The organism is Marinobacter mangrovi, from assembly GCF_016798325.1.
Taxonomy (GTDB): domain Bacteria; phylum Pseudomonadota; class Gammaproteobacteria; order Pseudomonadales; family Oleiphilaceae; genus Marinobacter_A; species Marinobacter_A mangrovi.
The window spans coordinates 317,169-341,778 of the sequence record NZ_JAERVO010000004.1; the positions used below are offsets into that span (position 1 = coordinate 317,169).

The 24,610-nt window shown below is 62.4% G+C and carries 20 protein-coding genes and 1 riboswitch; of the genes, 10 read left to right on the forward strand and 10 right to left on the reverse strand.

All coding sequences use genetic code 11. From position 1 onward, the window contains the following. Positions 1 to 130 precede the first annotated feature (130 nt). Entirely contained in the window at positions 131 to 310 is a 180-nt protein-coding gene (locus JL474_RS14480; RefSeq protein WP_123635245.1) for a hypothetical protein, read from the forward strand. Positions 311 to 313: 3 nt separating this feature from the next. Here JL474_RS14480 and JL474_RS14485 read toward each other — a convergent pair whose 3' ends face one another. Next, positions 314 to 3,169, reverse strand: coding sequence for an HD domain-containing phosphohydrolase (locus tag JL474_RS14485; RefSeq protein WP_236012268.1), 2,856 nt, complete (start codon positions 3,167 to 3,169; stop codon positions 314 to 316). 165 nt (positions 3,170 to 3,334) lie between these two features. Between JL474_RS14485 and JL474_RS14490 the strand changes: the two genes are divergently transcribed. The 4 genes from JL474_RS14490 to JL474_RS14505 all read left to right on the forward strand — a co-directional run bounded on the left by JL474_RS14490 (position 3,335) and on the right by JL474_RS14505 (position 8,673). Then, a complete protein-coding gene (locus tag JL474_RS14490; RefSeq protein ID WP_328797826.1) occupies positions 3,335 to 4,384 on the forward strand; it encodes an AraC family transcriptional regulator in 1,050 nt (349 codons plus the stop codon). Between the two features lie 268 nt (positions 4,385 to 4,652). Further along, on the forward strand, positions 4,653 to 6,152 hold the full coding sequence (locus tag JL474_RS14495) for a parallel beta-helix domain-containing protein (protein ID WP_203142607.1): 1,500 nt from the start codon (positions 4,653 to 4,655) through the stop codon (positions 6,150 to 6,152). 59 nt (positions 6,153 to 6,211) lie between these two features. After that, on the forward strand, positions 6,212 to 7,435 hold the full coding sequence (locus JL474_RS14500; protein ID WP_203142608.1) for an SO2930 family diheme c-type cytochrome: 1,224 nt from the start codon (positions 6,212 to 6,214) through the stop codon (positions 7,433 to 7,435). An 11-nt stretch (positions 7,436 to 7,446) separates the two neighbouring features. Then, a complete protein-coding gene (locus JL474_RS14505) occupies positions 7,447 to 8,673 on the forward strand; it encodes an SO2930 family diheme c-type cytochrome (protein ID WP_203142609.1) in 1,227 nt (408 codons plus the stop codon). Between the two features lie 34 nt (positions 8,674 to 8,707). Here the strand turns inward: JL474_RS14505 and JL474_RS14510 are convergent, their stop codons facing one another. The 7 genes from JL474_RS14510 to JL474_RS14540 form a co-directional block, all read right to left on the reverse strand. Continuing rightward, positions 8,708 to 9,535 (reverse strand): substrate-binding periplasmic protein, encoded by an 828-nt coding sequence (locus tag JL474_RS14510; protein ID WP_203142610.1) that lies wholly within the window; start codon positions 9,533 to 9,535, stop codon positions 8,708 to 8,710. A 255-nt stretch (positions 9,536 to 9,790) separates the two neighbouring features. Beyond that, on the reverse strand, positions 9,791 to 13,381 hold the full coding sequence (gene uca / locus JL474_RS14515) for an urea carboxylase (RefSeq protein ID WP_203142611.1): 3,591 nt from the start codon (positions 13,379 to 13,381) through the stop codon (positions 9,791 to 9,793). Between the two features lie 96 nt (positions 13,382 to 13,477). Beyond that, positions 13,478 to 14,122: an urea amidolyase associated protein UAAP2 gene (locus JL474_RS14520; protein WP_236012288.1), complete on the reverse strand. Its 645-nt coding sequence runs from the start codon at positions 14,120 to 14,122 to the stop codon at positions 13,478 to 13,480. Between the two features lie 9 nt (positions 14,123 to 14,131). After that, positions 14,132 to 14,872, reverse strand: coding sequence for an urea amidolyase associated protein UAAP1 (locus JL474_RS14525; RefSeq protein WP_203142613.1), 741 nt, complete (start codon positions 14,870 to 14,872; stop codon positions 14,132 to 14,134). A gap of 21 nt (positions 14,873 to 14,893) precedes the next feature. Next, a complete protein-coding gene (locus JL474_RS14530) occupies positions 14,894 to 15,679 on the reverse strand; it encodes an ATP-binding cassette domain-containing protein (RefSeq protein ID WP_203142614.1) in 786 nt (261 codons plus the stop codon). Between the two features lie 11 nt (positions 15,680 to 15,690). Further along, complete coding sequence (locus JL474_RS14535) at positions 15,691 to 16,509, reverse strand: ABC transporter permease (protein ID WP_203142615.1); 819 nt, start codon at positions 16,507 to 16,509, stop codon at positions 15,691 to 15,693. A 68-nt stretch (positions 16,510 to 16,577) separates the two neighbouring features. Next, positions 16,578 to 17,630: a putative urea ABC transporter substrate-binding protein gene (locus JL474_RS14540; protein WP_203142616.1), complete on the reverse strand. Its 1,053-nt coding sequence runs from the start codon at positions 17,628 to 17,630 to the stop codon at positions 16,578 to 16,580. 79 nt (positions 17,631 to 17,709) lie between these two features. Next, positions 17,710 to 17,811: riboswitch (guanidine-I (ykkC/yxkD leader) on the reverse strand. Positions 17,812 to 18,227: 416 nt separating this feature from the next. Here JL474_RS14540 and JL474_RS14545 point away from each other — a divergent pair. Then, complete coding sequence (locus JL474_RS14545) at positions 18,228 to 19,973, forward strand: alkaline phosphatase D family protein (RefSeq protein ID WP_203142617.1); 1,746 nt, start codon at positions 18,228 to 18,230, stop codon at positions 19,971 to 19,973. Between the two features lie 24 nt (positions 19,974 to 19,997). Here JL474_RS14545 and JL474_RS14550 read toward each other — a convergent pair whose 3' ends face one another. Beyond that, positions 19,998 to 20,420 (reverse strand): DUF4399 domain-containing protein, encoded by a 423-nt coding sequence (locus tag JL474_RS14550; RefSeq protein ID WP_203142618.1) that lies wholly within the window; start codon positions 20,418 to 20,420, stop codon positions 19,998 to 20,000. A gap of 232 nt (positions 20,421 to 20,652) precedes the next feature. Here JL474_RS14550 and JL474_RS14555 point away from each other — a divergent pair, with 232 nt between their 5' ends. Continuing rightward, positions 20,653 to 21,324: a glutathione S-transferase family protein gene (locus JL474_RS14555; protein ID WP_236012269.1), complete on the forward strand. Its 672-nt coding sequence runs from the start codon at positions 20,653 to 20,655 to the stop codon at positions 21,322 to 21,324. 22 nt (positions 21,325 to 21,346) lie between these two features. On the opposite strand, the gene JL474_RS14560 is transcribed toward JL474_RS14555, so the two are convergent. Then, the gene (locus JL474_RS14560) at positions 21,347 to 22,351 is read right to left on the reverse strand and encodes a ChaN family lipoprotein (RefSeq protein ID WP_328797827.1); all 1,005 of its coding nucleotides are present in this window, start codon (positions 22,349 to 22,351) and stop codon (positions 21,347 to 21,349) included. Positions 22,352 to 22,548: 197 nt separating this feature from the next. On the opposite strand from JL474_RS14560, the gene JL474_RS14565 reads away from it, so the two are divergent. The 3 genes from JL474_RS14565 (at position 22,549) to JL474_RS14575 (ending at position 24,512) form a co-directional block, all read left to right on the forward strand. After that, complete coding sequence (locus JL474_RS14565; protein WP_123635235.1) at positions 22,549 to 22,878, forward strand: TraR/DksA family transcriptional regulator; 330 nt, start codon at positions 22,549 to 22,551, stop codon at positions 22,876 to 22,878. Positions 22,879 to 22,974: 96 nt separating this feature from the next. Further along, positions 22,975 to 23,904 carry a cation diffusion facilitator family transporter gene (locus JL474_RS14570; protein WP_123635234.1) on the forward strand — a complete coding sequence of 310 codons (930 nt, stop codon included), beginning with the start codon at positions 22,975 to 22,977 and terminating at the stop codon, positions 23,902 to 23,904. An 83-nt stretch (positions 23,905 to 23,987) separates the two neighbouring features. Further along, positions 23,988 to 24,512, forward strand: coding sequence for a DUF4124 domain-containing protein (locus JL474_RS14575; protein ID WP_203142619.1), 525 nt, complete (start codon positions 23,988 to 23,990; stop codon positions 24,510 to 24,512). Positions 24,513 to 24,610: the final 98 nt, after the last annotated feature.

Here is a 24,610-nt window from a genome sequence, read left to right on the forward strand (position 1 = left end):
TCCGCAGGGGCGGCATCCTTCAGCGTACAACCGTTACATCATTTAACTATTCTATAAAGGTCAGTCTGGCATCTTCCCGCTTTCGATACGCCGGAGTATGCTCAGAAATGGGCAACCTGAGTGAGCAGCCATGGGCGACGTTATTCCGTTCCGAAAACCTGCGGGTAAAGTGACCCGCAAAGGCCTTTGCCAGCATGACATTCATAAATGGGTGGTGTGTAAAGGCAAACAGTTCGATGTGAAATCGGGCAAGCTGATCACGGTCTACCGCTGCGAGCGCTGCGGCAAGCAGAAAGTGAAAGGGCATTGATCGTCACGCCTGTTCCCCGACCAGGTAGCGGTCGATATCCACCTCGTCGATCTGCTGCGGGGCGAGGAAGCGCCGGGCGTAATCCAGATAAACGCCCGAGCGCAGGAACAGGTTGAATACCTCCGGATCCACATGCCCCTCAAGGGCCATTCGGTGCAGGATATCGAGGGACTGGGTCAGGGTTTTTCCTTCCTTGTAGGGACGGTCGACCGCCGTCAGCGCCTCGAAAATATCGGCAATGCTCATGGCTTTTTCAGGAATGCTGAGTGCCTCTCCGGTTAGTCGGCGCGGATAGCCGGTGCCGTCCATTTTTTCGTGATGGGTGCCGGCAAACCGGGGCACCTGGGCGAGACGGTCGGGCAGCGGCAGGGCGTCCAGCATGATGATGGTCTGCACGATGTGCTCGTTGATCTTGAAGCGTTCCTCCGGTGTCAGGGTGCCGCGTCGGATGGACAGGTTGTAGCGCTCGCCATAGTCGTAGGCCACGTCCGGCAGCACCATATCGAAGCCCCAGCGATTACGCGGGTCGTCCTGAGTCACTGGAGGCCGGCGTCCCGCTGCCCAGGGCAACTGGTGTTCCGGCTTGTCGTCCAGCAGTTTCTCCTCCACCGGCAGTTCGGGTTCGGGGCGTCCTTCGAAGCGCAGCGCCTCATCGTGGGATAGCCCCAGGCGGTCACTGAAATGCCGGTTCCAGCGCCGGTCGCCGATGTCGTCGAGCCGGGCGATGTCGGCGTCGGCCATGAATTCGCCGCCCTGGTTGCACTGGGCGATGAAGGCAAACTCCTCCTGCAGCGCGGCCTGTGTGGCGTCCCGCTGCCGGCGTGCTTCCGCTTCGTCCGCGCCGGCGATGCGCGCATCGAGATAGCGGATCTCCGCGTCCCGATGCAGCACTTCAAAGCGGGTGCGGATTTCGTGGATGCGGTTGTAGATGGTTTCCAGCTTGGTGGCCTTGTCCACCACGTACTCGGGGCTGGTGATCTTGCCGCAGTCGTGGAGCCAGGCGCCGATGTGGAATTCGTATCGCTCCCGTTCGCTCATGCTGAAGTCGGCGAAGGGCGGTTCCTGTGATCGCTCGGCCTGGTCTACCAGCATCTTGGCCAGCTGTGGCACCCGCTCACAGTGGCCGCTGGTGTAAGGGGATTTGGCGTCGATCGCGTCGGCGATCAGGCGGATGACGCCTTCGATCAGGCTTTGCTGGCTTTCGATCAGCTGGCGGGTCTCGATGGCCACAGCGGCGGAGCCGGCGATTTCATGGACGAAGCGGATCAGATGCTCGTCCATGGTTTCAAAGTGCACGTCGTCCAGGTCAATCATCAACACGCCCACCAGGGCCTGCTCCCGGTTTCGCAGCACCGCATAGACGGCGTGGTCGGTGACCGTGTGGCGCAGAGTGCGGATGATGTCGTGGTCGGTCTGTTCGGGCTGGATGTTGTCGATGCGCTGGCGTTCGCTCGGGCCCACGGCGGCCGCTATCTCCAGTTCATGGGTCGGCTCCCGGTACAGGAAGATGCGGCCGTGCTTCTCGTTCAGGATGCTGATCAGCTCGTTCAGGATGCCGTTGAGCAGACTGGACAGGTCGCGCGCCCGGTTCAGCGTCAGCGAAATGGACTGGAAGCTGCGGATGGTGCCGGACATGTCGGTCAGGGCCGACCCCAGTTTGTGGGCTTCGCGAATGCGGGAGCCGCTGCTGATCGGCGTATCGAAATGAAACCGCGACAATGCTTCGACCTCGCCGGCCAGTCGCTTTAACGGGCGACCCAGCTGGCGGCCCAGGAGGGCGCCCAGCACCAGTAATGCCAGAACGATGATGAGGGCGATGAACAGCTGATCCCGCACCAGCTGCCAGACATCGGCCATCAACTCGTCGGCCGGGATGGCGATCAGCATGCGCAGCCCGGCGGTGTGGATCGACCGCAGATCCGCTGAAATTCCGAACCACTCGCTGCCCTGGCTGGTGAACTGGCGGGCCTGCGTGCTGACCGGCAGCGCTTCAACCTGATCCAGGGCGGGCACCGACAGATCGCTGAGCCGTGCCAGGTCCGGTGCGTCGGCACTGCCGACAACCATGCGATCCTGATCGGGATAGGCCACAACCTGTCCCTTCTGGTCCACGATGGCAATTTCGGTGTGCGGCGTGAGCTTGAGGTCTTCAAGCTGGTGGCTGAGCGCTGAGACGGTGACATCGATGCCGACCACCGCATCGCCGTTGGACGCCGCCTGTGCCAGGGTCATGCCGATGGCGTGGGTGGTGTAGAACACGTAAGGCCGGGTCAGGGTCATACCGTCCGAAGCCAGGGCGCGCTGATACCAGCCTCTGGTGCGGGGATCGTAGTCCTGGTCGGGGTTAGGGCGCTGGTCGAGCAGACGCAGGTGTTCGTTGTAGTAACGAAGATCCGCCTGACGCTGACCGCCGGCGTCCACGGACACCGTCTGCAGGATGTAACGGGTGGTTTTTGGCGGGTCCACCGGCAGGCTGCCATGATCGTCTGGCACCCGCCGAAGCAGGAAGAAATCGCCGTCCGGATAGCCGACATAGACGGCATCCACGATCGCGTTGACCCGCAGCACGTCGGCCAGGACCGACAGTCGCCCCAGACGCTCCTCCAGTGTGCGCTCCGCGGTCAGCGAGCTGTCCCGCAACACCAGCAGGGCCGTCATCGGCGGCGTGGTGATGGCGTGGATCCGGTCGTTGACCGCATGGACCAGCTCTTCGGCGGAATCCGACGTCGCCGCGAGCTTGGCGGACTCCATTCCCCGGTGCGCCTGGAAGATCAGCGTCGCGGTCAACACCAGCATGCCCAGTGTCACCACGAGTGAGATCAGCAGCGCCAGGGAAAAACGCCTGGGGGTGCGTGTCATCTGTCAGATCCTTCTGAAACCAGCTATGGAAGTGGGGCTCTCTGCTTAAGGGTAGCCGGTGGGAGTGACATTGCGAGGCGACACCGTTTCAAATCGGGATTAAGATAAGGCCTGAATTGCTGTTCATAACTTCACGCTGACAACAACGATACAAAGGCGATTTCCGTGCATCTGCTGACCGGCTTCGGCCTTGGCTGCCTTTCTCTGCTGTGTGTGATCCTCGTGCGCGACTTCCGGCATTCCCGGATGGGGCGCGTGTTCCTGATGATCGTGCTGACCTCGTTTGCCTTCCTGATCGACCCGCTGATGCCGCGCGGCTGGCACTGGCTCACATCCGACCTGCAGACGGCGTTGCCGGGCCTGTTCTGGCTGCTCTGCGAAATAACGTTTGCCCGGCGCCCGCGACTGCTCAGCCCCTGGGCCGCGATGGCGCTGTATACGTTTCTGGCACCGGCCATTGCCCGGCCGTTCGTGACACCGGACGCGCCGATGGGGCCGGCGGTATTCTTTGGCTGGACGCTGGGGCGCTATCTGGAATACGTCATCGTGTTGCGGGGGTTCTGGCATGTCGTCTCCCACTGGCGCGACGATCTGGTGGAAGCCCGCCGACGGGCACGGCTGTTGGTCCTGCTGGTGGTGGGCGGTGCCGTGGGTTGGGCCGCGGTATCCATGAATACCGGGCTTTCCAGCGAGCTGACGCCGGGACTGGTCACCGGTGTGGCAGCGTTTCTGACCGCCGTCTGTCTGATCCACGGACGCCAGGGTGTACTGGAAGTGGCCAGCGGAGAGACCGAGCCAACACCGCCTGCGTCGGTTGAGGCGGTACCGGGTAAGCCGGAGGATCCGGAGCAGGATGCCGACGCCATCGCCCTGGCCCAAACCATGGCCGCTGGCTATTACCGCACCGAGCGGCTGACGTTGGCGATGCTGTCGGCCGAGGCGGGTATTCCCGAGTACCGGCTGCGGCGGGTGATCAATCGCACGCTCGGCTACCGCAATTTCAACGATTATATCAATCAGCTGCGGATTGCCGAGGCCGCCAGCCGCTTGCGGCGCGAACCGGACACCCCGGTGCTCAATATTTCCCTCGATGTGGGTTACCGGACGCTGAGCTCCTTCAATCGGGCATTCCGGGAAATCCAGGGCGTGACCCCGACCGCCTATCGCCAGGGTGAGGCCGGCGAAGGTCTCAAGAGTACGCTCGATCCCGCCTGAGTCATTCCTTCAATTCCAGGAATTGCACATCGATTTGTGACCCGCGCCAGGGCTGCTGTCGCCCTTGGCACGCAAGGGATTTCAGGAATTGCACAGTCGCGCTCGCGATCTGCACGCCGCTTCTGCTCGCCCACTGTCCAGCCGCTTCCTTATGGTGATGACGTCCCGGCACTTCCAGTGACGCAGTGACGGGATGGCGCGAACCGCCCGCCCAATAAAACGTGATAGGGGCCGGTTCCACGACGATAACAATAAGGAGTGGATAACAATGACAGGACAACACTGGCTGAAGTCAGGGCTGGCTGCCGGCGCGTTGATGGCGACCATGGCGCTGACCGGCTGCGGAGGTGGTGGTGACGGTTCGGATGAGGGCTCCGACCAGGCGGCGGGTCCGCAGTTCCCCGCCGGCGCGAAGATGCTGGCGGCCGATAACCTGACCCAGGATGCGAAAGAGGCCTTTATCAACGCCCAATCCGGCGACGTGATCGTGTTTCCGGAAGGCCGCTTCAAGATTTCCGACAAACTGACCTTTGATGCGGATTCCGACGGCGACGGTGAGTCGGTCAAGAACATCACCATCATGGGTTACGGCAAGGGCAAGACCATCCTGGATTTCTCCGAGGCCACCGGCGGTGACGGGATCCTGGTCGAGAACGGCGTCGATATCATCATCAAGGACATCGGTGTTTACGAGGCGGCCAACAACGCGATCAAACTGAAAGATACCAACGGGATCCACATCCAATCGGTCGCCACCGTCTGGGAAGGCGTGCTGGACAAGGACAACGGCGCCTACGGCCTGTATCCGGTGGAGTGTGAGAACATCCTGATCGAAGATTCCTACGTGCGCGGCTCGGCGGATGCCGGGGTCTACGTCGGCCAGTCGAAAAACATCGTGGTGCGGCGCAACACGGCCGAGGAAAACGTCGCCGGCATCGAGATCGAAAACTCCATGCACGCCGACGTCTATGACAACGTCGCTACCGGCAACACTGGCGGGATTCTGGTGTTCGACCTGCCGATCGGCAACGGCCACTATGGCTCCACCGTGCGGGTCTTCGACAACGACATCAGCAACAACAACCAGGAGAACTTCGCCAACGCCAGCTCCAACCCGGCGGGCGTGCACATCGTTCCACCGGGCACCGGCGTCATTGTGCTGTCCACCAACGATGTCGAGATTTACAACAACGACATCAGTGACCACAAGACCACATCCGTGGCAATCAGCTCGTTTTATCTCGCAGACGAGAACCTGGATTACAGCAATCCGACCTACAAGCCGGTCATCGACGACGGCTGGAATCCGGTTCCCCGCAATATCCACATTCACGATAACGCCATCAGTGACTCTGGTGCAGCACCTGAGGGCTCGCTGATTGCCGACATCATTACCGGGTACGTCACCAATTACGGCGCCTTCCCGGCTGTGCTCTACGACGGTCTTGGTGAGCTGCTGGCGAACACCGGCACGGTTGAAGCGACTGCTGGGGCTCCGTTTTCTGCTGAAGACATGATCTGTGCAGAGAACAACAGTGATGTCAGCTTTGGCCAGGTGTACGGCACAAGTGCCACCGATCCAGACAACTTTGACGGATCAATGATGCCTAAGGCCAGGCTCCTGTTCGAAGCCAGCCAAAGCACACTCCTCAACTGCGCAACGCCCCTCAACCGTCTGACGGCAGCCACCGCCACGATCAACGGCAAAGCGTACGGCTGTGATTCGGGCGAGTCCGGTGACGCCAGCGCGGCGTCCTGCGCGCTCTGATCGTTCGGTAAGACAAGGCCCGGTCCCACGGCGGGACCGGGCCCGAGGAGTATGACGGAATGAAGCGTTTTCAATTCGATCTGAAACTATTGGGGCTGGCGCTGTGTGTCTCCGGGATTGCGGCCTGTGGCGGCGGAGGAGGCGGAGACCGTTCCGATGAGGGTCGTCAGGCCAGCACCAGCAAAGAGTCCGGAGTGTGTGGCGACACCTCCGGCGCCATTAACCAGGCGGCCCTCGAGGACGCCGACTGCAAATACCTGAGCAGCTATCGCCTGTTTGCGGATGCGTCCAACCCCACCGAAAACCCGAACGGACGCGGCGTGATCTACGACCTGACCACGCCACTGTTCTCGGACTACGCCAGCAAATACCGGTTTGTCTTCGTGCCGGACGCCGAGGCGGCGGCCTACAACGAGCACGAAGTGTTCGACTTTCCGGTCGGGACGGTGCTGGTCAAGACGTTCTCGATGCCGGCGGATACCGCCTTCCGGGGCTTCGACGCCAACGCACAGGACGAGCGCCTGATCGAGACCCGACTGCTGATCCATCGGGAGAAAGGCTGGGTGGGCCTGCCTTACGTCTGGAACGACGATTTCTCGGATGCCGAGTTACAGATCGCCGGTGGTGTGGTTCCCGTGACCACCGTCCACAACGGCGTCCAGCTGGACATCGACTACCGCGTCCCGGACAAGAACCAGTGCAAACAATGCCATCAGTACAAGGCTTCGGGCAGCGACGTGAGTGCCATCTCGCCCATCGGACCCAAAGCCCGGCTGCTGAACCGGTCGCTGGATTATGCGTCCGGGTCCGAGAACGAATTGTCGCACTGGATTTCGAAGGGCATCCTGACCGGGGTTCCCTCGGATCTGAACACAATCCAGACGGTCCCGTCCTACCACGACAGTGACGCCTCATTGCTGGCGGGCAAGTCCGATGAGGAGCTGATGCAGCTGGCCAAGGGGTACCTGGATATCAACTGCTCCCACTGTCACCGCCCGGAAGGCAGCGCCAGCAATACGGGGTTGCACATGGAATTTTGGCGGGACTTCGACACCAACCTGACCAAACACGGCGTCTGCAAGAAGCCGATTGCCTTTGGCGGCGGCGCGCTGGCCTACGATGTGGTGCCCGGAGATGCTGAAAACTCCATCCTCCACTACCGCATGTCGTCCACCGAGCCCGGCGAGCTGATGCCCGAGCTGGGTCGCACCGTGGTGCATGAGGAAGGCCTGGAGCTGATCGGGAAGTGGATCAACAGCATGACGCCCGATAGCTGCGACTGAGGGCGCGTTGTATGAGACGGTCCTCGTCTGCTCTCAAAGCGCTGGGGCTCGCGCTGTGCCTCATGGGGCTCTCGGCCTGTGGTGGAGGGGGCAGCGCCGCTTCGGAGGATAACAGCCAGCCCTCACACGGACCGGAATCCGGCGACTGTGGCCAGGAAAGCGGCGCCATCAATCAGGTCGCGCTGGAAACGGCGAATTGCCGACACCTGAGCAGTTATCGACTGTTTGCGGATGCCGCCAATCCCACGGCCAACCCGAATGGCCGTGGGATTGCCTACGACCTGACGACGCCCCTTTTCTCCGACTACGCCAGCAAGTACCGGTTCGTGTTCGTACCGGAAGGTCGGGCCGCCGCCTATACCGAGCATGAGGCGTTTGATTTCCCGGTCGGCACGGTTCTGGTCAAGACCTTCTCCATGCCGGCCGACACCGCTTTCCGCGGCTTCGACGCCAGCGGGCTGGACGAGCGCCTGATCGAAACCCGCCTGCTGATTCATCGGGAGAAAGGCTGGGTGGGTCTGCCCTATATCTGGAATGACGACTTCTCGGAGGCTGAACTGCAGATTGCTGGCGGCGTGGTTCCGGTCACGACGGTCCATAATGGTGTGCAGCTGGATATCGATTACCGGGTCCCCGACAAAAACCAGTGCAAGCAATGCCATCAATACAATGCCGTTAACGGGGAAGGCAGTACGATCAGCCCCATCGGGCCCAAAGCAAGGCTGCTGAACCGGGCGCTGGATTATGCCTCTGGCCCGGACAATGAGCTCGACTACTGGGTAAAGCAGGGCATTTTGACCGGCGTTCCCGTCGATCTCTCTTCCATCCAGACGGTGCCGGCTTATCACGACAGCGATGCCTCGCTGCTGGCCGGCAAGTCCGATGCAGAGCTGACCCAGCTGGCGACGGGCTATCTGGATATCAACTGCTCTCACTGCCACCGACCGCAAGGCAGTGCCAGCAACACCGGGCTGTATATGGAGTTCTGGCGCGACATCCACGACGAGCCGACCCAGCGGGGCCTTTGCAAACAACCGACCACCTACGCGTTGAGCGGCCTTCCCTATGACATTGTCCCGGGTGACATTGAGAATTCGATACTGCACTACCGAATGGCCTCGACGCAGCCCGGCGATTTGATGCCCGAGCTGGGGCGGACCGTGGTGCATGAGGAAGGCCTGGCGCTGGTTTCGGTGTGGATCAAACGTCTGGATACGCCGATCTGTCCGTCGCCGTGATAGGACAGCGCGTGCCAGGATCGCTTCGTTCGGGTTACTGGATGTCGCCCGTTTCGGTTGGGTTGACCGGTGCGGGTGTCGACGCCCTGGCAAAGTCGCATTCGGCTGGGTCCGGGCCGTCGCCGTAAAGCGTGACCGGGTAGGGCAGGTCCTTGGCGGCATCCGCCATGATCGCGTCCACCCGGCCCCGGGCGTTCAGACGTTGCAGCCCCAGGTTGAATTGCTTCATCCGTGCCTCGTTGCCCGGGATCTGTCGTGACAGCAACAGACGAAGCTGGGTGGCGTAAACAACGTGGGGATGCACCGCCAGTTGCTCGATGTCCTCCTTGCTGAACGTCTCAACCAGCAGCCGGCGACCGACGGCCACATCAATGGGGAACAGGTCGATGCGACCGGCCAGCAGTTTACGGAAGTTGATGACGTCGGACCGGGCCACGTCCGCTTCCAGGATACCGTCGGCGATCGCCTGGTTGATGGTACTGCCGTAATAATAGTCCCGGGACAGGCCGATGCGCAGACCTCGCAGATCGTCGAGGGTCGTCCAGTCGATCGGCTTGTCACGGCGGTGAAAGAAGGCCAGCCTGACCGGGATGATGGGATCGCTGAAGTAAAAGTAGGGGGCCCGTTCGGGCGTGCAGGCCCAGGCGGCAGATCCATCCCAGAGCCCTTTTTGGGCCAGCCTGTAGGAACGCGCCCAGGGGAAGAATCCCCAGCGAACGGTCACGTTTTCCTCGGCGAACGCTTCATCGATGATTTGCCCGATAATGCCACGTGACGGCGTCTCTTCAAGATAAGGCGCCCACGTGCCGCTGGTCAGCTTTATGGTCGATGGGCTGGCAGCACCGCAGGTGGCCAGCGACATCAATGCCCATACCAGGGCAGTTTTCCGTAACAGAATACGGAATGGCAGCATCAACGACATAGGGTCGAACGTTTCAGTCGAACGTCCTTGTGTGAGTAGGGAAATCCCTGTCGTCTAAGCTATCAGGCGCCATTGAGTATGGCACCCTGTTTTGAACAAATAATTGCATTGTTTAACGATTTGCAGGACGAATTGAAAAACCGTCTCGAAGCGATCCCCAGGAGAGTGCGGGAGATTCCCGCACTCTCCTGATACCTACGCCTCCAGCACCATCAAGGCCTGCCCGGCGTTGATCTGCTGGCCCTCGGCGCGGGCGATGGCCAGGACCGTGCCGTCCGCCGGTGCGGGGATCTCGATCTCCATCTTCATGGATTCCAGGATCGCCAGCGTCTGACCCTCGGTCACCGACTCGCCCTGGGCCACGCACAGCTTCCACAGGCTGCCCGCCACTGGCGATTCTACGGGGGTGCCTTCGGGCAGGCCGTCGCTGTCGTGCTCCGCCAGATCCTGCTGGGACTCGAAGTGGATCTGGCCGCTGGCGACCCAGCGCTCCAGTTCTTCTTCGAAAGCCGCGTTGCGATCAGCCGTGAACGCGTCGATATCCGCGGCGTTCTCCTCAAGAAACGCCTGATAATCGTTGAGACTGAACGTGGTCTCCTCGACCTGGAACGGGTAGTCGCCCTTGGGGAAGTCCCGACGGATCTGCACCAGTTCCTCGGCGCTGACCTCGTAGAAGCGGATCTGGTCGAAGAAGCGCAGCAGGTAGGGCTGCGTGAAGGCCTCTGTCGTGCGATACCGGTTCCACATCTGCATCGTCCGGCCCACGAACTGGTAGCCGCCCGGGCCTTCCATGCCGTAGACGCAGAGATAGGAGCCGCCGATGCCGACGGAGTTTTCCGCGGTCCAGGTGCGGGCCGGGTTGTACTTGGTGGTCACCAGCCGGTGGCGCGGGTCGTAGGGCGTAGCCACCGGTGCGCCCAGGTACACGTCCCCCAGGCCCATCACCACGTAACTGGCCTCGAACAGGATGCGTTTGACCTCATCGATGCTCTCCAGCCCGTTGATGCGGCGGATGAACTCGATGTTGCTCGGGCACCAGGGGGCGTCCGTGCGCACCGACTGCATGTACTTCTCGATGGCCAGCCGGCAGGCTTCGTCGTCCCAGGACAGGGGCAGGTGGATGATGCGGGACGGCACCTCCAGATCTTTCTCCTGTTGCAGGTGTTCCTCCGCCGCTTCCAGTGTCGCCAGTAGTTTGGCCCGGGGCAGCAAGGCGGGATCGAAATGCACCTGCAGCGACCGGATGCCCGGCGTCAGTTCCAGTATGCCGTCCAGCGCCTGGTCCTCCAGCCACAGCATCAGCGCGTGGGCCCGGAAGCGCAGACGCAGGTCCAGTTCCAGCGGGCCGTATTCGATCAGCAGGTAGCGGTCGCCGGCCGGGCGATACACCACGTCGACCCCCGCTTGGTCGGCATCAAGCCGCTTGAGGACCGGCGTTGCCGGTCGGTGATCGCTCACCTCCGTCGTCGCCGGCGCCAGGTTGTCGATGGCATGATCCTGCTCGACCGCTAACCGGTCGGCGTCGTCCAGACTGACTGGCTGGAAGCGGATTCGATCGCCCGCCTTGAGCTGACCCAGCTTCCACAGGTCCGCCTTGATGGTGGTCACCGGGCACACGAAACCGCCCAGTGACGGCCCGTCCGGCCCCAGGATCACCGGCATGTCCCCGGTGAAATCGACGGTGCCGATGGCGTAGGCGTTGTCGTGGATGTTGGACGGGTGCATGCCCGCTTCACCGCCGTCCCGTCGTGCCCATTCCGGCTTGGGGCCCACCAGGCGGATGCCGGTGCGGCTGGAGTTGTAGTGCACCTGCCAGTCGGTGGCGAAGAAGGTCTCGACGTCGTTCTCGGTGAAGAAGTCGGGGGCGCCGTGGGGCCCGTAGGTCACCCGGATGGTCCAGCGATCGTTCAGCGCCGGTCGGACCGATGTCGGCAGCGCTTCGGATGACGTCGTCTGCTCCGGCAACAGGTGCAACACATCACCGGTGCGCAGGGCCCGGCCGCCATGGCCGCCGAACTGACCCAGGGTGAAGGTGCTGCGCGAGCCCAGGTACGGCTCGCACTGGATGCCGCCGCCGATGGCCAGGTAGGCGCGGGCACCCTGGCCCTGCACCTTGCCCAGCTTGAGGGTCTGCCCGGCCTGAACCGCCACGGCGCAGAATCGCTCAACGGCCTCGTCATCCAGCGTGGCCTGCATATCGGCGCCGGTCAGCGCGATCACGGTGTCGGTATTGAAGCGCAGGGTGGGGCCGTTGAGGGTGAATTCCAGACCTGCTGCCGAGCCATCATTGCCCAGCAGCCGGTTGCCCAGCCGGAAGCTGAGGCTGTCGAAGGGGCCGGAGGGCGGTACGCCGACCGGCCAGTAGCCGGAGCGGCCCGGATAGTCCTGGATGGTGGTCATCGTGCCCGCAGCCAGCACATCCAGCGTGGCGGGTTTGAAAAGGAAATCATTGAGGTAGCGGGTGGTCATCAGGCCATCCGCGAACACGCCATCGGCCAGCACGTCGCGGACATAATCCCGATTGGTCTCGATGCCTTCGATGACCGTCTCAGAGAGCGCCTGATCCAGCGCAGCCAGCGCCTGATTCCGGTCAGCGGCGTGAACAATCACTTTCGCCAGCATCGGGTCGTAGAGCGGGGAGACTTCAAGACCGGCCTCGATCCAGTGGTCGATGCGGGTGGCCTCGCCGTCCGCTTCCGGGAAGCGCACGGTAGTCAGCAGACCGGCGCAGGGCTGGAAGTCCTTGTTGGCGTCCTCGGCGTAAACGCGCACCTGGATGGCATGACCTTGCGGTGTCAGTCCTTCGGCCAACTCCGTCAGGTTTGTGAGCTCGCCAGCGGCCAGTTTGACCATCCAGGCCACGAGGTCGACGCCGAACACCTGCTCAGTCACGCCGTGCTCCACCTGTAAGCGGGTATTCACCTCCAGGAAGTAGAAGGCATTGGTGGCCTGGTCGACGATGAACTCCACCGTGCCCGCGTTGCGGTAATTCACCGAGGCCATCAGCCGCTCGGCGGTATCGTGCAGAGTCGCGCGCACGTCGTCCGGCAGGTTGGGGGCCGGGGTTTCCTCGATGACTTTCTGGTGGCGGCGCTGGGCGGAGCAATCCCGCTCGCCGAGCGCCATCGCCTGACCCGCACCGTCACCGAAGATCTGCACCTCGATGTGACGGGCCTTCTCGATGTATTTCTCCAGGAACACGCCGTCGTTGGCAAAGTTGTTGGCACTGAGCCGGCGCACGCTGTCCCAGGCTTTGATCAGGGCGCCGGCGTCGGCGCACACCTGCATGCCGATGCCGCCCCCGCCGGCCGTGCTCTTGAGCATCACTGGGTAACCGATGCGGTTGGCTTCCGACAGGGCGTGGTCGCAATCGGTCAGCAGGCCGGTGCCGGGGAGCAGGGGTACGTTGGCCGCTTCCGCCAGTTGGCGGGCGGTGTGTTTCAGGCCGAAGTCCCGCATCTGGTCCGGCGTGGGGCCGATAAAGGCGATGCCTTCGGCGTCGCAGCGTTCCACGAAGCCCGGGTTCTCGCTCAGGAACCCGTAGCCGGGGTGTACGGCATCCACGCCCGCCTCGCGCATGATGGCGAACAGTTTGTCCTGGTCCAGGTAGGTCTGGCTGGCGTTGCCGGTGCCCAGCGGGTAGGCCTCGTCGGCCTGGCGCACGTGCAGGGAATCGGCGTCCGCGTCGGCGTAGACCGCAACGCTGGTAAGATTCAGGGCCTTCAGGGTGCGGATGATGCGGGTGGCGATGGCCCCCCGGTTGGCAATCAGTACCTTGTTGAACATGGTGGTGATCCTGAACGGGCGGGTCGTCCCGCCTGAATAATCCGGCCGTCAGGGTCGTCCCTCACGGGGCTCGCAGGGGAGCCGGGTCGCTGGTCGTCAGGCCGACCAGATGGCCACTTCGATCGGCGTCGGGTTGTAGCCGTTGCAGGGGTTGTTGAGCTGGGGGCAGTTGGAGATCAGCACGGTGACGTCCATTTTTGCTTCCAGCTCCACGTATTTCCCGGCGCCCGAGATGCCGTCCTCGAAGGTCAGCCCGCCGCTGGCCGTCACCGGCACGTTCATGAAGAAGTTGATGTTGTGTGTAATGTCCTGCTTGGCCAGGCCAAACTCGTCGTGGCGGTTGATGGCGAGCATCCAGCTGTCCCGGCAGGAATGCATGCAGCGCTTGTCCAGCGCGTAGCGCACGGTGTTGCTCTCGCTGGCGCAGGCCCCGCCGAGGGTGTCGTGACGGCCGCAGGTGTCGGCGACGATCTCCAGCAGCGGGTTACCCCGATTGGACATCAGCACCGTGCCGGCGGACAGGTAAACATTGCCCTGTTCGCGGGTGGTGTCCATGAAGCTGTAGCGCTCGGCCGGTTCGTCGGCATTGAAGAACAGCGTGTCCGCCGCCTGGTTGCCTTCCAGGTCGAGGATACGGAACGTTTCACCGGCCTTGATCCGGTGGATGAAGTAATCGCCGGCGGGCACCACCTGGCGGAAGCGGGCGTCGTCCATCTGGCGTTGGCTTTCTCGAATCATCAGACGGTCTCCTCAGGCGTTGTCCAGGCTCTGGATCGGATCCAGGTAGTAAAGTCGGGTGTTTTCCAGGGCGCGGCGGTTTTCCGGCCGGTGATTCAGGCAAATGTCGTCCGCCGTCATCGGCTCGCCGGTGAGGAACTCGACGCGCACCGGGTGCCGGGGGTAGTCGCTGGCCGGGTTGAGCGGGTGCGGGCAGGTGTGCAGCAGCACCAGCGTGTCCATGTCGAAGCGCAGGGTCACCTGGGCGCCGGCTTCGGAAGCCGACGGGTCGTAGGCCAGGTTGCCGGCGTCGTCGGTGTACACCTTGGAGAACAGGTTCAGGTTGGCAGCCATGTCCCGCTCAGTCAGGCCGTATTTGGCCAGCTCGGTCAGGAAGCTCTGCTCGCCGCTGAGGAACCAGTCGTTGCGGTTTTCCTGGTAGCCGTGCTCGCCGTACTTTTTCAGGCAGGCGGCGTCGCTCAGGTTGCCGCAGACAGTCTCGTGCCAGCCGAAGCTGTCCTCGACGATGGAGGCCATGCTGCGGCCCATGTCGGAATACAGGCAGTTGCCGCGGGTCAGTTTGAACGTGTGCTGGCCCTTGAGGGTGTCCGGCGCGTTGTAGCGCTCCAGCAGGTTTTCCGGGTTGTAGAACAGCAGGGCCACGTTGGCGCCGCCGTCCAGATCGGTGAGGCGCAGGCGGGTCCCGCGGCGCATGCGGAACGACCAGTGATGGCCGCCCGGCAGCGTGGTGTTGTAGATCAGCGCGTCGCTCATCGTGTCTCTCCTCGTGCGTGATCAGTCGTTCAGGGCCCGGGCGGTGGAGTCCACCCGGTCCGCAATCGAATCCAGTGTGTGGGCGTCGTCCCGGCCCACCGGCAGGTCGTAGGTGATGCGGGCGCCATAGGCTCCCGGGGCCTGCGGGTCGAGCCGGTCCTTGTCGAAAACCCACAAGCGCGTGCCGAGGAAGAAGCCTTCCTCCAGGTCGTGGGTGATCATGAACACGGTCAGGTTCTGTTCCCGCCACAGCTTGAGCACCAGCTTGTGCATGTCCCGGCGGATGCCGGGGTCCAGCGCGCCAAAGGGCTCGTCCAGCAGCAGGATGCGGGGCTTCTTCATCAGCGCCTGGGCGATGGCCAGCCGCTGCTGCATGCCGCCGGACAGCTCGTGCGGGTACTTGTGCATGGCGTGGCCGAGGCCCACGTCTTCCAGCATCTGCCGGGCCTCGTTGCGCAGGGCCAGACGCATCCGGCCAAAGGTGTGGCCCAGGAAGCGGCTGGACTCCAGCTCGCCGGCCAGCATCACGTTGCGCTCGGCGGTCAGGTGGGGCAGCACGGAATAGCGCTGGAACACGATGCCGCGGGTCTCGTCCGGTTCGTCCGGGATCGGCTTGCCATCGAGCAAGAGCTCTCCGCGGGTGGGGGATTCGGTACCCAGCAGCATTTTCAGGAACGTGGTCTTACCGCAGCCGGAGGCGCCGACGATGGTGACGAATTCACCGGTTTCCACGGTGGCGTTGAGGCGTTCGAGCACCACGTCGTCGCCGTATTCCTTCCAGAGGCTTTTCAGTTCAAGCGTTGCCATCGTTGTCCTCCTCAGGCGGTGCGGCCGTGGAACCAGGGGTAGCGCCAGGCGGAGTAGCGGCGCAGCACCAGGTCGATGACAAACGCCAGCAGTGTAATCCAGACCACGTAGGGCAGGATCACGTCCATGGCGAGATAACGCCGCACCAGGAAGATCCGGTAGCCCAGCCCGTCGGTGGCCGCGATGGCTTCGGCGGCGATCAGGAACAGCCACGCCGAACCCAGCGACAGGCGCACGGCGGCGATCAGGCGGGGCATGATCTGGGGCCAGACCAGCCGCACGATGATCTGCCAGGTGTTGGCGCCGAGGGTCTGCATCTTGATGATCTGCTCTTCCGGGATTTCCTCGGTGCGCTGTTGCAGGTCGCGGATCAGGAAGGGCGTGATGCCGATGAAAATCAGCATGACCTTGGCCAACTCTTCCAGGCCGAAGGCGATAAACAGGATGGGCAACATCGCCATGGGCGGCACCAGCGATATCCCGGTGATCAACGGCGACAGCCCGGCCCGGAACAAGGGAATGGCGCCGTTGGCGATCCCGAACACCAGACCCACCAGGGCGGCCAGGCCGACGCCGATGGCCAGGCGTTGCAGGCTGGCGGCGGTGTCGGTCCAGAGCACGTAATCGCCAGTCCGCTTGCTGGGCTCGAAAGCCATCCGGTGCATGGCGTCCGCCATGGCGCTGGCCGATGGCAGCAGCTTGTCGTTGGGATTCTCTTCCAGGCGTGCGGTCGAGGCGGCGGTGTAGATCACCGCAATCAGCAGGAAGGGCAGCAATCCCAGCGCCCAGCGGCTCACGATGCCCGGATGTCGGTTGATCAGTTTCTTCATGGGACAGGTTCCGGCGTCGGGTTCATGACGGCCGGTCCCGAAGGACCGGCCGGTTCAGAGGTGCGGGATCAGAGATCGCCGTCCGCGGCCATCTTCATGTAGTCCGGTGTGAAGCGCAGTTGGGTGTTGCCGCTGTTGCCATAGGTGCCGGCCGGTGTTTCCACGCCGATGAACGTGGCATCCGGCGCGCCTTCACCCAGCAGGCCGTGCTCAAAGGAGAACTCCGCCACTTTCTGCATGGTCTCTTTCAGCTCGGTGCCGTTGACGAAGGCCACCGCCTTGGCCGGGTCATAGAACATGCGGGTGCTGTCCAGCTGGCTGTCGTAGCCGGTCAGGTCCGTGCCGGACGCGTCGGCCAGGGCCTTGCGGATCTTGATCGCCTCATCGCTGTCGCCCTGCATCTTGCCCATGATCTCGTACCAGGCGCCGGTCAGGGCCTTGCCCAGCTTGGGGTTGTCCTTGAGCACATCGGTGTTCACCACCATCAGGTCGATGATCTCGCCCGGGATCTTGGACGAGTCGAACACCAGGTGGCTGTCCGGCATGGTTTTGATCTCGCTGAGCAGCGGGTTCCAGGTGGCGACCGCGGTGACGTCGTCGCTGGTGTAGGCGGAGACCATGTCCGCGTCGGAGGTGTTCACCACGGTGAGGTCACGCTCGGTCATGCCGACGGTTTCCAGGGCGCGGGCCAGCATGTAGTGGGAGACGGACAGCTCCACCAGGTTGACCTTCTGGCCTCTGATGTCCTCGAGCTTGTCCTTGCCCTTGAGCACGATGCCGTCGTTGCCGTTGGAGAAATCGCCCACGATCAGGGCAGTAGAGTCCACGCCGCCGGCGGCGGGAATGGTCAGCGCGTCCATGTTGGTCATGGCGCAGGCATCATATTGGCCAGCGGTGTACTGGTTGATGGACTCGATGTAGTCGTTGATCTGCACGACGTTGATGTCGATGCCGTACTTGTCCGCCCATTTGTCGATGATGCCGGAGTCCTCGGCATAGCCCCAGGGCATCCAGCCGACATAGATCGACCAGCAGACGTTGAAGGTGTCCTTGGCGAACGCCACGGGTGTGAACGCGAGAGAGAAGAGCAGGGTGATCGTTGTGTACAGCTTACGGGTCATCGTGACCTCCTTGGCAAGCGGGTGTCGAGTGATTCGTAAAGCAGCGAGAGGAATCAGATGGCGAGCGCGCCATTGATTGTCCTCCCGGGCTTTTGTCCCGCCGTGTAACCTTGCAAGAAGGTCGACCGCTCTCGGACCAGGCGTCGGCTTGTGGCCGACCGGAACCCTAGCTGTCTATTGGTGTTGCGTCAGATTGTCGTGAATCGGGGACGCTGCCGCCTCCCTCAGTGGCGACTGGCCATTTGATTCCTCACACTCACGAGAGAGCAAAGTGAGTGCCAACCTCATCCAAATGCCCGCAGGCCGCCTTGCCCGTTGAAGTCAGCGGCTGGATTCCGGCTGGCCTGACGGTCATATACGCACTGATTTGGTGCGTAAGTGGGCATCGTTGGCCGTCCTGGTGCGGTGCCAACCTGTCAGGTTCAATGACTGACGCCGGATACGGCACTGTTTTTGCGGGGGACGGCTTGGGTATTCTTTGTGTTTTGCGAACTATGGCAGGAAGCGGTCGCCATCGGATTGTCATTCTTCGAGCGTAAGTTCGGCCTCGAATAAAAGACTTCACAATAAACAGACTCCACTACAAAAGGATTTGTCATGAAGCGTTTGACCCGTCGCGAGTTCCTGCGTGTTTCGGCCCTGAGTGCCGGCGCGGTTGCCGTATCCACTGGTCTGTCGGGCTGCCTGTCCGGGTCCACCGAAGAGGATCGTGAACGCGCGATCAGTTTCGACCACGGCGTAGCCAGCGGCGATCCGCTGCAGGACCGCGTGATGCTCTGGACCCGCCTGACCCCGAATGACGGCAACACCAGCGCCATGTCCGTAGGCTGGGAAGTGGCCGAGGACGAGGACTTCAACCAACTGGTGCATTCCGGCACCACGCAGACCACGGCGGACAACGATTTCACCGTGAAAGTGGACGTGCTGAACCTGTCTGCCGGCACCACCTATTTCTATCGTTTCAAGTCCAATGACGCCGGTACGTCGCCGGTGGGACAGACCAGAACCTTGCCGGAAGGCGTCGTCGACCAGGCGGCGTTTGCCGTCGTTTCCTGCGCCAACTACCCGGCCGGTTATTTCAACGTTTACGCGGAAATTGCCAAGGAGACCGACCTCGATGCGGTCCTGCATCTGGGCGACTTCATCTACGAGTACGGTGAGGGTCAGTACGGCACCGACGGTGCAGAAGCCATCGGCCGCGCGCTGCCCGACAACAGCAACACGGAAACAATCACCCTGGACGAGTACCGGACTCGCTACGCGCTTTACCGGGCGGACAGCGACTGCCAGGCCATGCATGCCCGCTGGCCGCTCATCGCAGTCTGGGACGACCACGAAGTGGCCAACGACGCCTGGGAGAACGGGGCCGAAAACCACCAGCCCTCCACGGAAGGCGACTACCAGGATCGCAAGATGCAGGCGCTCCAGGCCTACTTCGAGTGGATGCCGGTGCGCCCGGCCAGTGCGGATAACACAGAAACCATCTATCGCAGCTTTGAATTTGGTGACCTCGCCAGTCTTTACATGCTCGATACCCGGTTGATTGCGCGGGACAAGCAGCTGGACTACGACGATTATCTGGACGGTTCTGGCGGCATTGATGAGGGGGCATTCGAGGCGGACGTCGAAGATCCGAACCGGGAGATGATCGGGGCCGAGCAGTTCAGCTGGTTGAGCAATAAAGTCCAGCTATCTAACGCCCGCTGGCAGATACTCGGACAGCAGGTTCTGATGGGGCGGATGCTGTTCCCGGCGGAGCTGTTAGTGGCTTATGAAAGTGGGGATACGCTGGCGATCGTGCAGGCGATTCAGCAACTGGTGGATATCAAGCAGCGGTATCCTGATTCAGTTAGCAGTGAGGAGGAAGCGCGGATCACGAACGTACTTCCCTACAACCTCGACGCCTGGGATGGCTATTACTACGAGCGGGAGCAGGTGCTCAAGATCTTCAAAGAGGCCGACAAGAATCTGGTCGTCCTGGCAGGGGACACCCACAACGCCTGGGCCAACAACCTGCACCTGGACACCAGTAATGGCGGCACAGCGGTGGGCGTGGAATTCGCGACGGCGTCTGTCAGCTCGCCTGGGTTGGAGACGTATCTGCAAGTGCCGTCGGACAGCATCGCCCAGGTCGAAGAGGCTTTGGTCACCCTGATCGACGATCTTGAATACAGCAACGCCAACCAGCGCGGCTACCTCAAACTCACCCTGACCCCGGACGAGGCCCGTTCCGACTGGCGCTTTGTCGACACGGTGAAAGCCGACAGCTACAGCATCGATGCCGACAGCAATACGGCTTGGAAAACCACACCATCAAACCGGGTTCTCCAGTCCGTCAGTTGACGGACTGGATTGAGGGGGCCAGCGTTACTCGGTCACCGTGATGGTGATCTTTTTCGAGACCACCGGTGGATCGAAGGGAATGTGATTCTGGTCGCCCATCAATAACTGGAGTGTGTGCTGGCCGGGTGAGAGGTCCAGTCGGGTTTCGGTCTGACCGCCGCCGAAGTGCTTGTGGTGGTCGTCGGAAGGGATGGGCTGGCCTTTCGGCGGCAGACCGTCCGCATCAATCAACAGGTGGTGGTGGCCGGTGTCCGCCTTGTCGGTGCCGGCCGGCGCCACGCCCATGCCTGTCAGTCCGAACCGCACGGTGACGGGGGAGCTGACCGTCGCGCCATCCTCGGGCGTGATGAAATAGACCGATGCATCGTCGGGTGCCGGCGTTGCCTGGGCCAGTCCGGATGCCATCACCAGCGCGAATGCGGGTAACCACTTGGGTTGAACGCCCATTCTGCAATCTCCTTTTTGCTGAGGGTTCAACCATCAGCATAGGAAGCCACCACGGAATTGAACATATCGATTTCCTGCACAGATCGAGCGCCCATCGGAGGGCCATCAAACGGCGACCGGGGCCATGGGTTGAGACAGGGATCAATGCTATATTCAGACGACTCCAACAGCGGTCATGGATGGCGTTAGGCCTGTTGTCGGGGCTCACTCGGCAGATCAGAAACGGGAGGTCATGATGCAACTGGTCATCGGCAACAAGAATTACTCATCCTGGTCCCTGCGACCCTGGCTCCTGATGTCGGCATTCGGTCTTGAATTTGAGGAGATCGAAGAGTCGCTCCAGCAGGATGGCCTGAAGGTTCGGCTCGGGCGTTATTCACCGACTTCCCGTGTGCCGGTCCTGATCGACGGCGGTCTGACCGTCTGGGATTCCCTGGCCATTTGCGAATACGTGTCCGAAGCCTACCTGGACGGCCGTGGCTGGCCGGCGGATCTGCGGGCCCGGGCCCATGCGCGGGCGATCTGTGCGGAAATGCATTCCGGCCTGTCGGCCCTGCGTTCGGAAATGCCCATGAACTGCCGCGCCCGTCGCCTGATTGAACTGTCCGAGGCCGCCAAGGCGGATGTCGAAAGAGTGGACCGCATCTGGACCGATTGCACCACCCGTTACGGAGAGGACGGCCCCTGGCTGTTCGGTGATTTCTCCATCGCCGACTGCTTCTACGCGCCGGTGGCCTGGCGCTTCCTGACCTACGGCACACCACTGTCGGACGGCGCCCAGCAGTACGCGGCGCGGCTGCGCCATCACGAATCCATGGAGCGCTGGCTCGCCGGTGCCCTTGCCGAAACCGAGATCGTCCCGGAGGACGAAGCCGGCAGCGATATCCCCGGCGCCCGGCTTTAACGCAGCGCTGACGGGCGCCCGGTCATGGGCATTCCATGTCCCGGGCGTCCGCGAACTGTTGGCGTATCGCGTCGATCATGCGGGACTGATCGACGTATTCCGGCGGCAGCGGGGCCAGCAGGTAAACGGCATCCCCGCCACTCAGGTCGTCGGCGCCGTAGGTGGGATGTGTCGGATTGCTCACCGTGACGGGCGTCAGGACTCGTATTTTGAGATCCGGATCCCGGGCCTGCAGCAACGCTACCGTGCCCAGCCGGCCCTCGCTGTGGAATACCCCCGTAACATGCAGCACCTGGGCGCCGGGATGGGCTTTCAGTGCCTGCAGGATGCGACTCGCCATGGTGTTGTCCCGCAGGAGCTGCGCCTTGTAACGGTTCTCTAACGGATTGTCGCCACCGCTGCCACTACCGTGGCCGCCCATGGCCGCGAAGAAACGCTCGCGATAATTCGGGTCGCTCAGGAAAGGCTGCTTCGGCAGCAGTGCCTGCAGATCTGGATCCAGCCGGTCCAGCGCCGTCGGACCCTCCCGGCCCACGCAGCGGACGGCCAATGTCGGCGCGTTAGCGGCCACCACCGGCAGGCCCAGTTCCGCGGCGAAAGTCACCAGCGGCCGGTAGCCCGCCCGGTAGTTTTCCCATGCTTCGGCGTCTTCGATCATCTCCGCTTCGCCCAGCTTGCCGGCCAGGTATTGGTCCAGTTCCGGCTGGTGATCCACGTTGAACGGCTCCAGCGACAACACCTGATCCGGATGCTCGGCATAAAGGGCTGCCTGCATGCGGGCCTCCAGCAGGTGCGCGCCGTTATGGCCGTGCAGCTCGCCAATCACCACCACGTCGGCATCCCGCCATTTGGCCGCCAACGCTTCCACGGTAATGGGCTGGCCCGTGTCACCGTCGATCACCGGCGTATTCAGGATGGAATGCATGGGTGGCAGGGAAGGCGGCGAGTCCGGCTCCGGCGTCCAGTGAGCACAACCGACAAGCAGAAGCGGGACAAGGCCGCAGATCGGAAGCAGGCGATGGAACACGGGCAAACTCCTTGGCATGGCGATGCGCACAGTGAGCACAAAACGGGGATGGTTACCCGATGACTTTAGCGCAGTTCCAGCGACAGACCGACTTGGGGGACAAAACGGCAATCTTACGGTCTAACTATTGTCTTGCGTCAGTTAATACGTAAACGCCTATAGTGAGAGTACGGTTCTCGATTGAGCGAGGTACCCCTATGACCGATCGCACCGAATTCCTGACCGACCTGCGCCATGAACTCAAAGCGCGCATCGATAAGTATTCCGCCCACCAACACCGCGACGGTGGCCCCCTGGAAGCCGATTTCGCCGAGCAGGCCGTCCAGCGACAGAATGATGAAGTCGTCGACGGACTGGATGTCGAGGCCCGTGAAGAATTACGACAGGTGGAACGGGCGCTTCGTCGCATTGAAGAAGGTGAGGGCGACATCTGCGAATACTGCGGTGAATTCATCAACCCCGAGCGAATCAAGATCCTGCCCCAGACCACCATTTGCGTGGAATGTGCCGAAGAACAGACGGGCTGAAGACGGGCCGCTGACTCCCGACGTGTGTGATGGCTTGACCCTGTAACCACTTCAGGGTTTTTAATAGCGTCAACCACAATCAAGGAGCCCGTTTCCATGTCTCACGCCCATCACCACCACGGTCACTCGCATCACGGCCATGCCCACGGACACGCGCACGGGATGGCTCACAACCGTGCGTTTGCCATCGGCATTCTGCTCAACGTGTTTTTCGTCGTGGTGGAAGCGGTGTACGGCGTACTGGCGGATTCCATGGCCCTGCTGGCGGATGCCGGGCACAACCTGAGCGATGTACTGGGCCTCATCCTGGCCTGGGGCGCGGCCTGGCTGGCCCAGCGTGCGGCCACCAAATGGCGCACCTACGGGCTGAAGAAAACCACCATCCTGGCGGCGCTGATCAACGCGCTGGTGCTGATGGTCGCCATCGGCGGCATCGCCTGGGAGTCGATCCGCCGCTTCGCCAATCCGCCGGAAGTGGCCGGCATGACCGTGATCGTCGTGGCGCTGATTGGCGTGGTGATCAACGCTGCGACCATGATGCTGTTCATGGCCGGTCAGAAAGAAGACCTGAACATCCGCGGTGCCTTCCTGCACATGGCGGCGGACGCCGGTGTGTCGCTGGGCGTCGCGGTGGCTGGCCTGGTGATCCTGTGGACCGGGCAGACCTGGATTGACCCCGTCGTCAGTCTGGCCATCGTTGCCGTCATCCTGATCGGCACCTGGGGACTGCTCAAGGAATCGCTCAACCTCAGCCTGGACGCCGTACCTTCCGGTATCGACCCGGATGAGGTCCACACGGTGCTCAATGACCTGCCGGGCGTGGAAGGCGTCCACCACGTGCACATATGGGCCATGAGCACCACCGAAAACGCCTTGACCGCCCATCTGGTCAAGCCGGACCCGGCCTCCGACGACGCCCTGCTGGAAACCCTGGAAGGCAAGCTGCGCCATGACTTCAACATCAACCACGTCACCATCCAGTGGGAGCGGGACAGCGACGCTTGTCCGGTGTCTCATCGCTGTTGACAGAACCGGGTCGCTGGGCAGAGCGGGTCCATGGTCTATAGTTCGGGATAACGGAATGGTTGTCCCGGCAAAGGATGTTGGTCATGGGGTTCCGGAGTTTCGTCGTCGCGATCGGTTTTTTATGCGCAATGCCTGGTCTGGTCAGTGCAGAGGTCTATCGCTGGGTGGATAAGGATGGCAACGTCCATTTCGGGGATCATATTCCGAAGGCCTACGAAGCGCAGGGTGAAACGCTCGATATCGATAGCGGTCATCCGTCGGCCCGCGAGCGGAAGTCGGCCGAGGCGATCGCCGAATCGGCCCGCGAGGCAGCCGACGCCGCGAGGGAATATCGGCACGAACAAGAGCAGCGTGCCGAAGAAGCTGGCGCAAATCCGGCTGAAGTGAAGCCCCAACAAGCCGAGCCCCAGTCGCTCCCCGAATCGCCCGGTCCCGGAACCCGGCTGACTCATGAGCAACAGCAAGAACGGTACGAAGCCCAAATGAGACGCTACCGGGAAAGCCAGCGCTGCTTTGCTCCGTACAAAGTCGTGGGCGGAGGCACCAAGGGTGAGGCGTTCAAGCACTGCACGCCCGTACCGCGGCCCAAATACCCCGGAGTGGATTAGTCACGTCGACCGTTGTTGTACCCCTGGTGGTCAGCCAGCCGTTAGCTCTTGGTCTAAATTGCCCCGTAAACGCTCGTCATTCGCCCCGGAAGTTGAGA

Coding starts and splice junctions, on each gene's coding strand:
- JL474_RS14505 (WP_203142609.1), top strand. CDS start 7,447: ATGAGACGGTCCTCGTCTGCTCTCAAAGCGCTGGGGCTCGCGCTGTGC.
- JL474_RS14480 (WP_123635245.1), top strand. CDS start 131: ATGGGCGACGTTATTCCGTTCCGAAAACCTGCGGGTAAAGTGACCCGC.
- JL474_RS14485 (WP_236012268.1), bottom strand. CDS start 3,169: ATGACACGCACCCCCAGGCGTTTTTCCCTGGCGCTGCTGATCTCACTC.
- JL474_RS14535 (WP_203142615.1), bottom strand. CDS start 16,509: ATGAAGAAACTGATCAACCGACATCCGGGCATCGTGAGCCGCTGGGCG.
- JL474_RS14500 (WP_203142608.1), top strand. CDS start 6,212: ATGAAGCGTTTTCAATTCGATCTGAAACTATTGGGGCTGGCGCTGTGT.
- JL474_RS14510 (WP_203142610.1), bottom strand. CDS start 9,535: ATGTCGCTGGCCACCTGCGGTGCTGCCAGCCCATCGACCATAAAGCTG.
- JL474_RS14570 (WP_123635234.1), top strand. CDS start 22,975: ATGTCTCACGCCCATCACCACCACGGTCACTCGCATCACGGCCATGCC.
- JL474_RS14525 (WP_203142613.1), bottom strand. CDS start 14,872: ATGAGCGACGCGCTGATCTACAACACCACGCTGCCGGGCGGCCATCAC.
- JL474_RS14550 (WP_203142618.1), bottom strand. CDS start 20,420: ATGGGCGTTCAACCCAAGTGGTTACCCGCATTCGCGCTGGTGATGGCA.
- JL474_RS14575 (WP_203142619.1), top strand. CDS start 23,988: ATGGGGTTCCGGAGTTTCGTCGTCGCGATCGGTTTTTTATGCGCAATG.
- JL474_RS14540 (WP_203142616.1), bottom strand. CDS start 17,630: ATGACCCGTAAGCTGTACACAACGATCACCCTGCTCTTCTCTCTCGCG.
- uca (WP_203142611.1), bottom strand. CDS start 13,381: ATGTTCAACAAGGTACTGATTGCCAACCGGGGGGCCATCGCCACCCGC.
- JL474_RS14530 (WP_203142614.1), bottom strand. CDS start 15,679: ATGGCAACGCTTGAACTGAAAAGCCTCTGGAAGGAATACGGCGACGAC.
- JL474_RS14555 (WP_236012269.1), top strand. CDS start 20,653: ATGATGCAACTGGTCATCGGCAACAAGAATTACTCATCCTGGTCCCTG.
- JL474_RS14495 (WP_203142607.1), top strand. CDS start 4,653: ATGACAGGACAACACTGGCTGAAGTCAGGGCTGGCTGCCGGCGCGTTG.
- JL474_RS14545 (WP_203142617.1), top strand. CDS start 18,228: ATGAAGCGTTTGACCCGTCGCGAGTTCCTGCGTGTTTCGGCCCTGAGT.
- JL474_RS14565 (WP_123635235.1), top strand. CDS start 22,549: ATGACCGATCGCACCGAATTCCTGACCGACCTGCGCCATGAACTCAAA.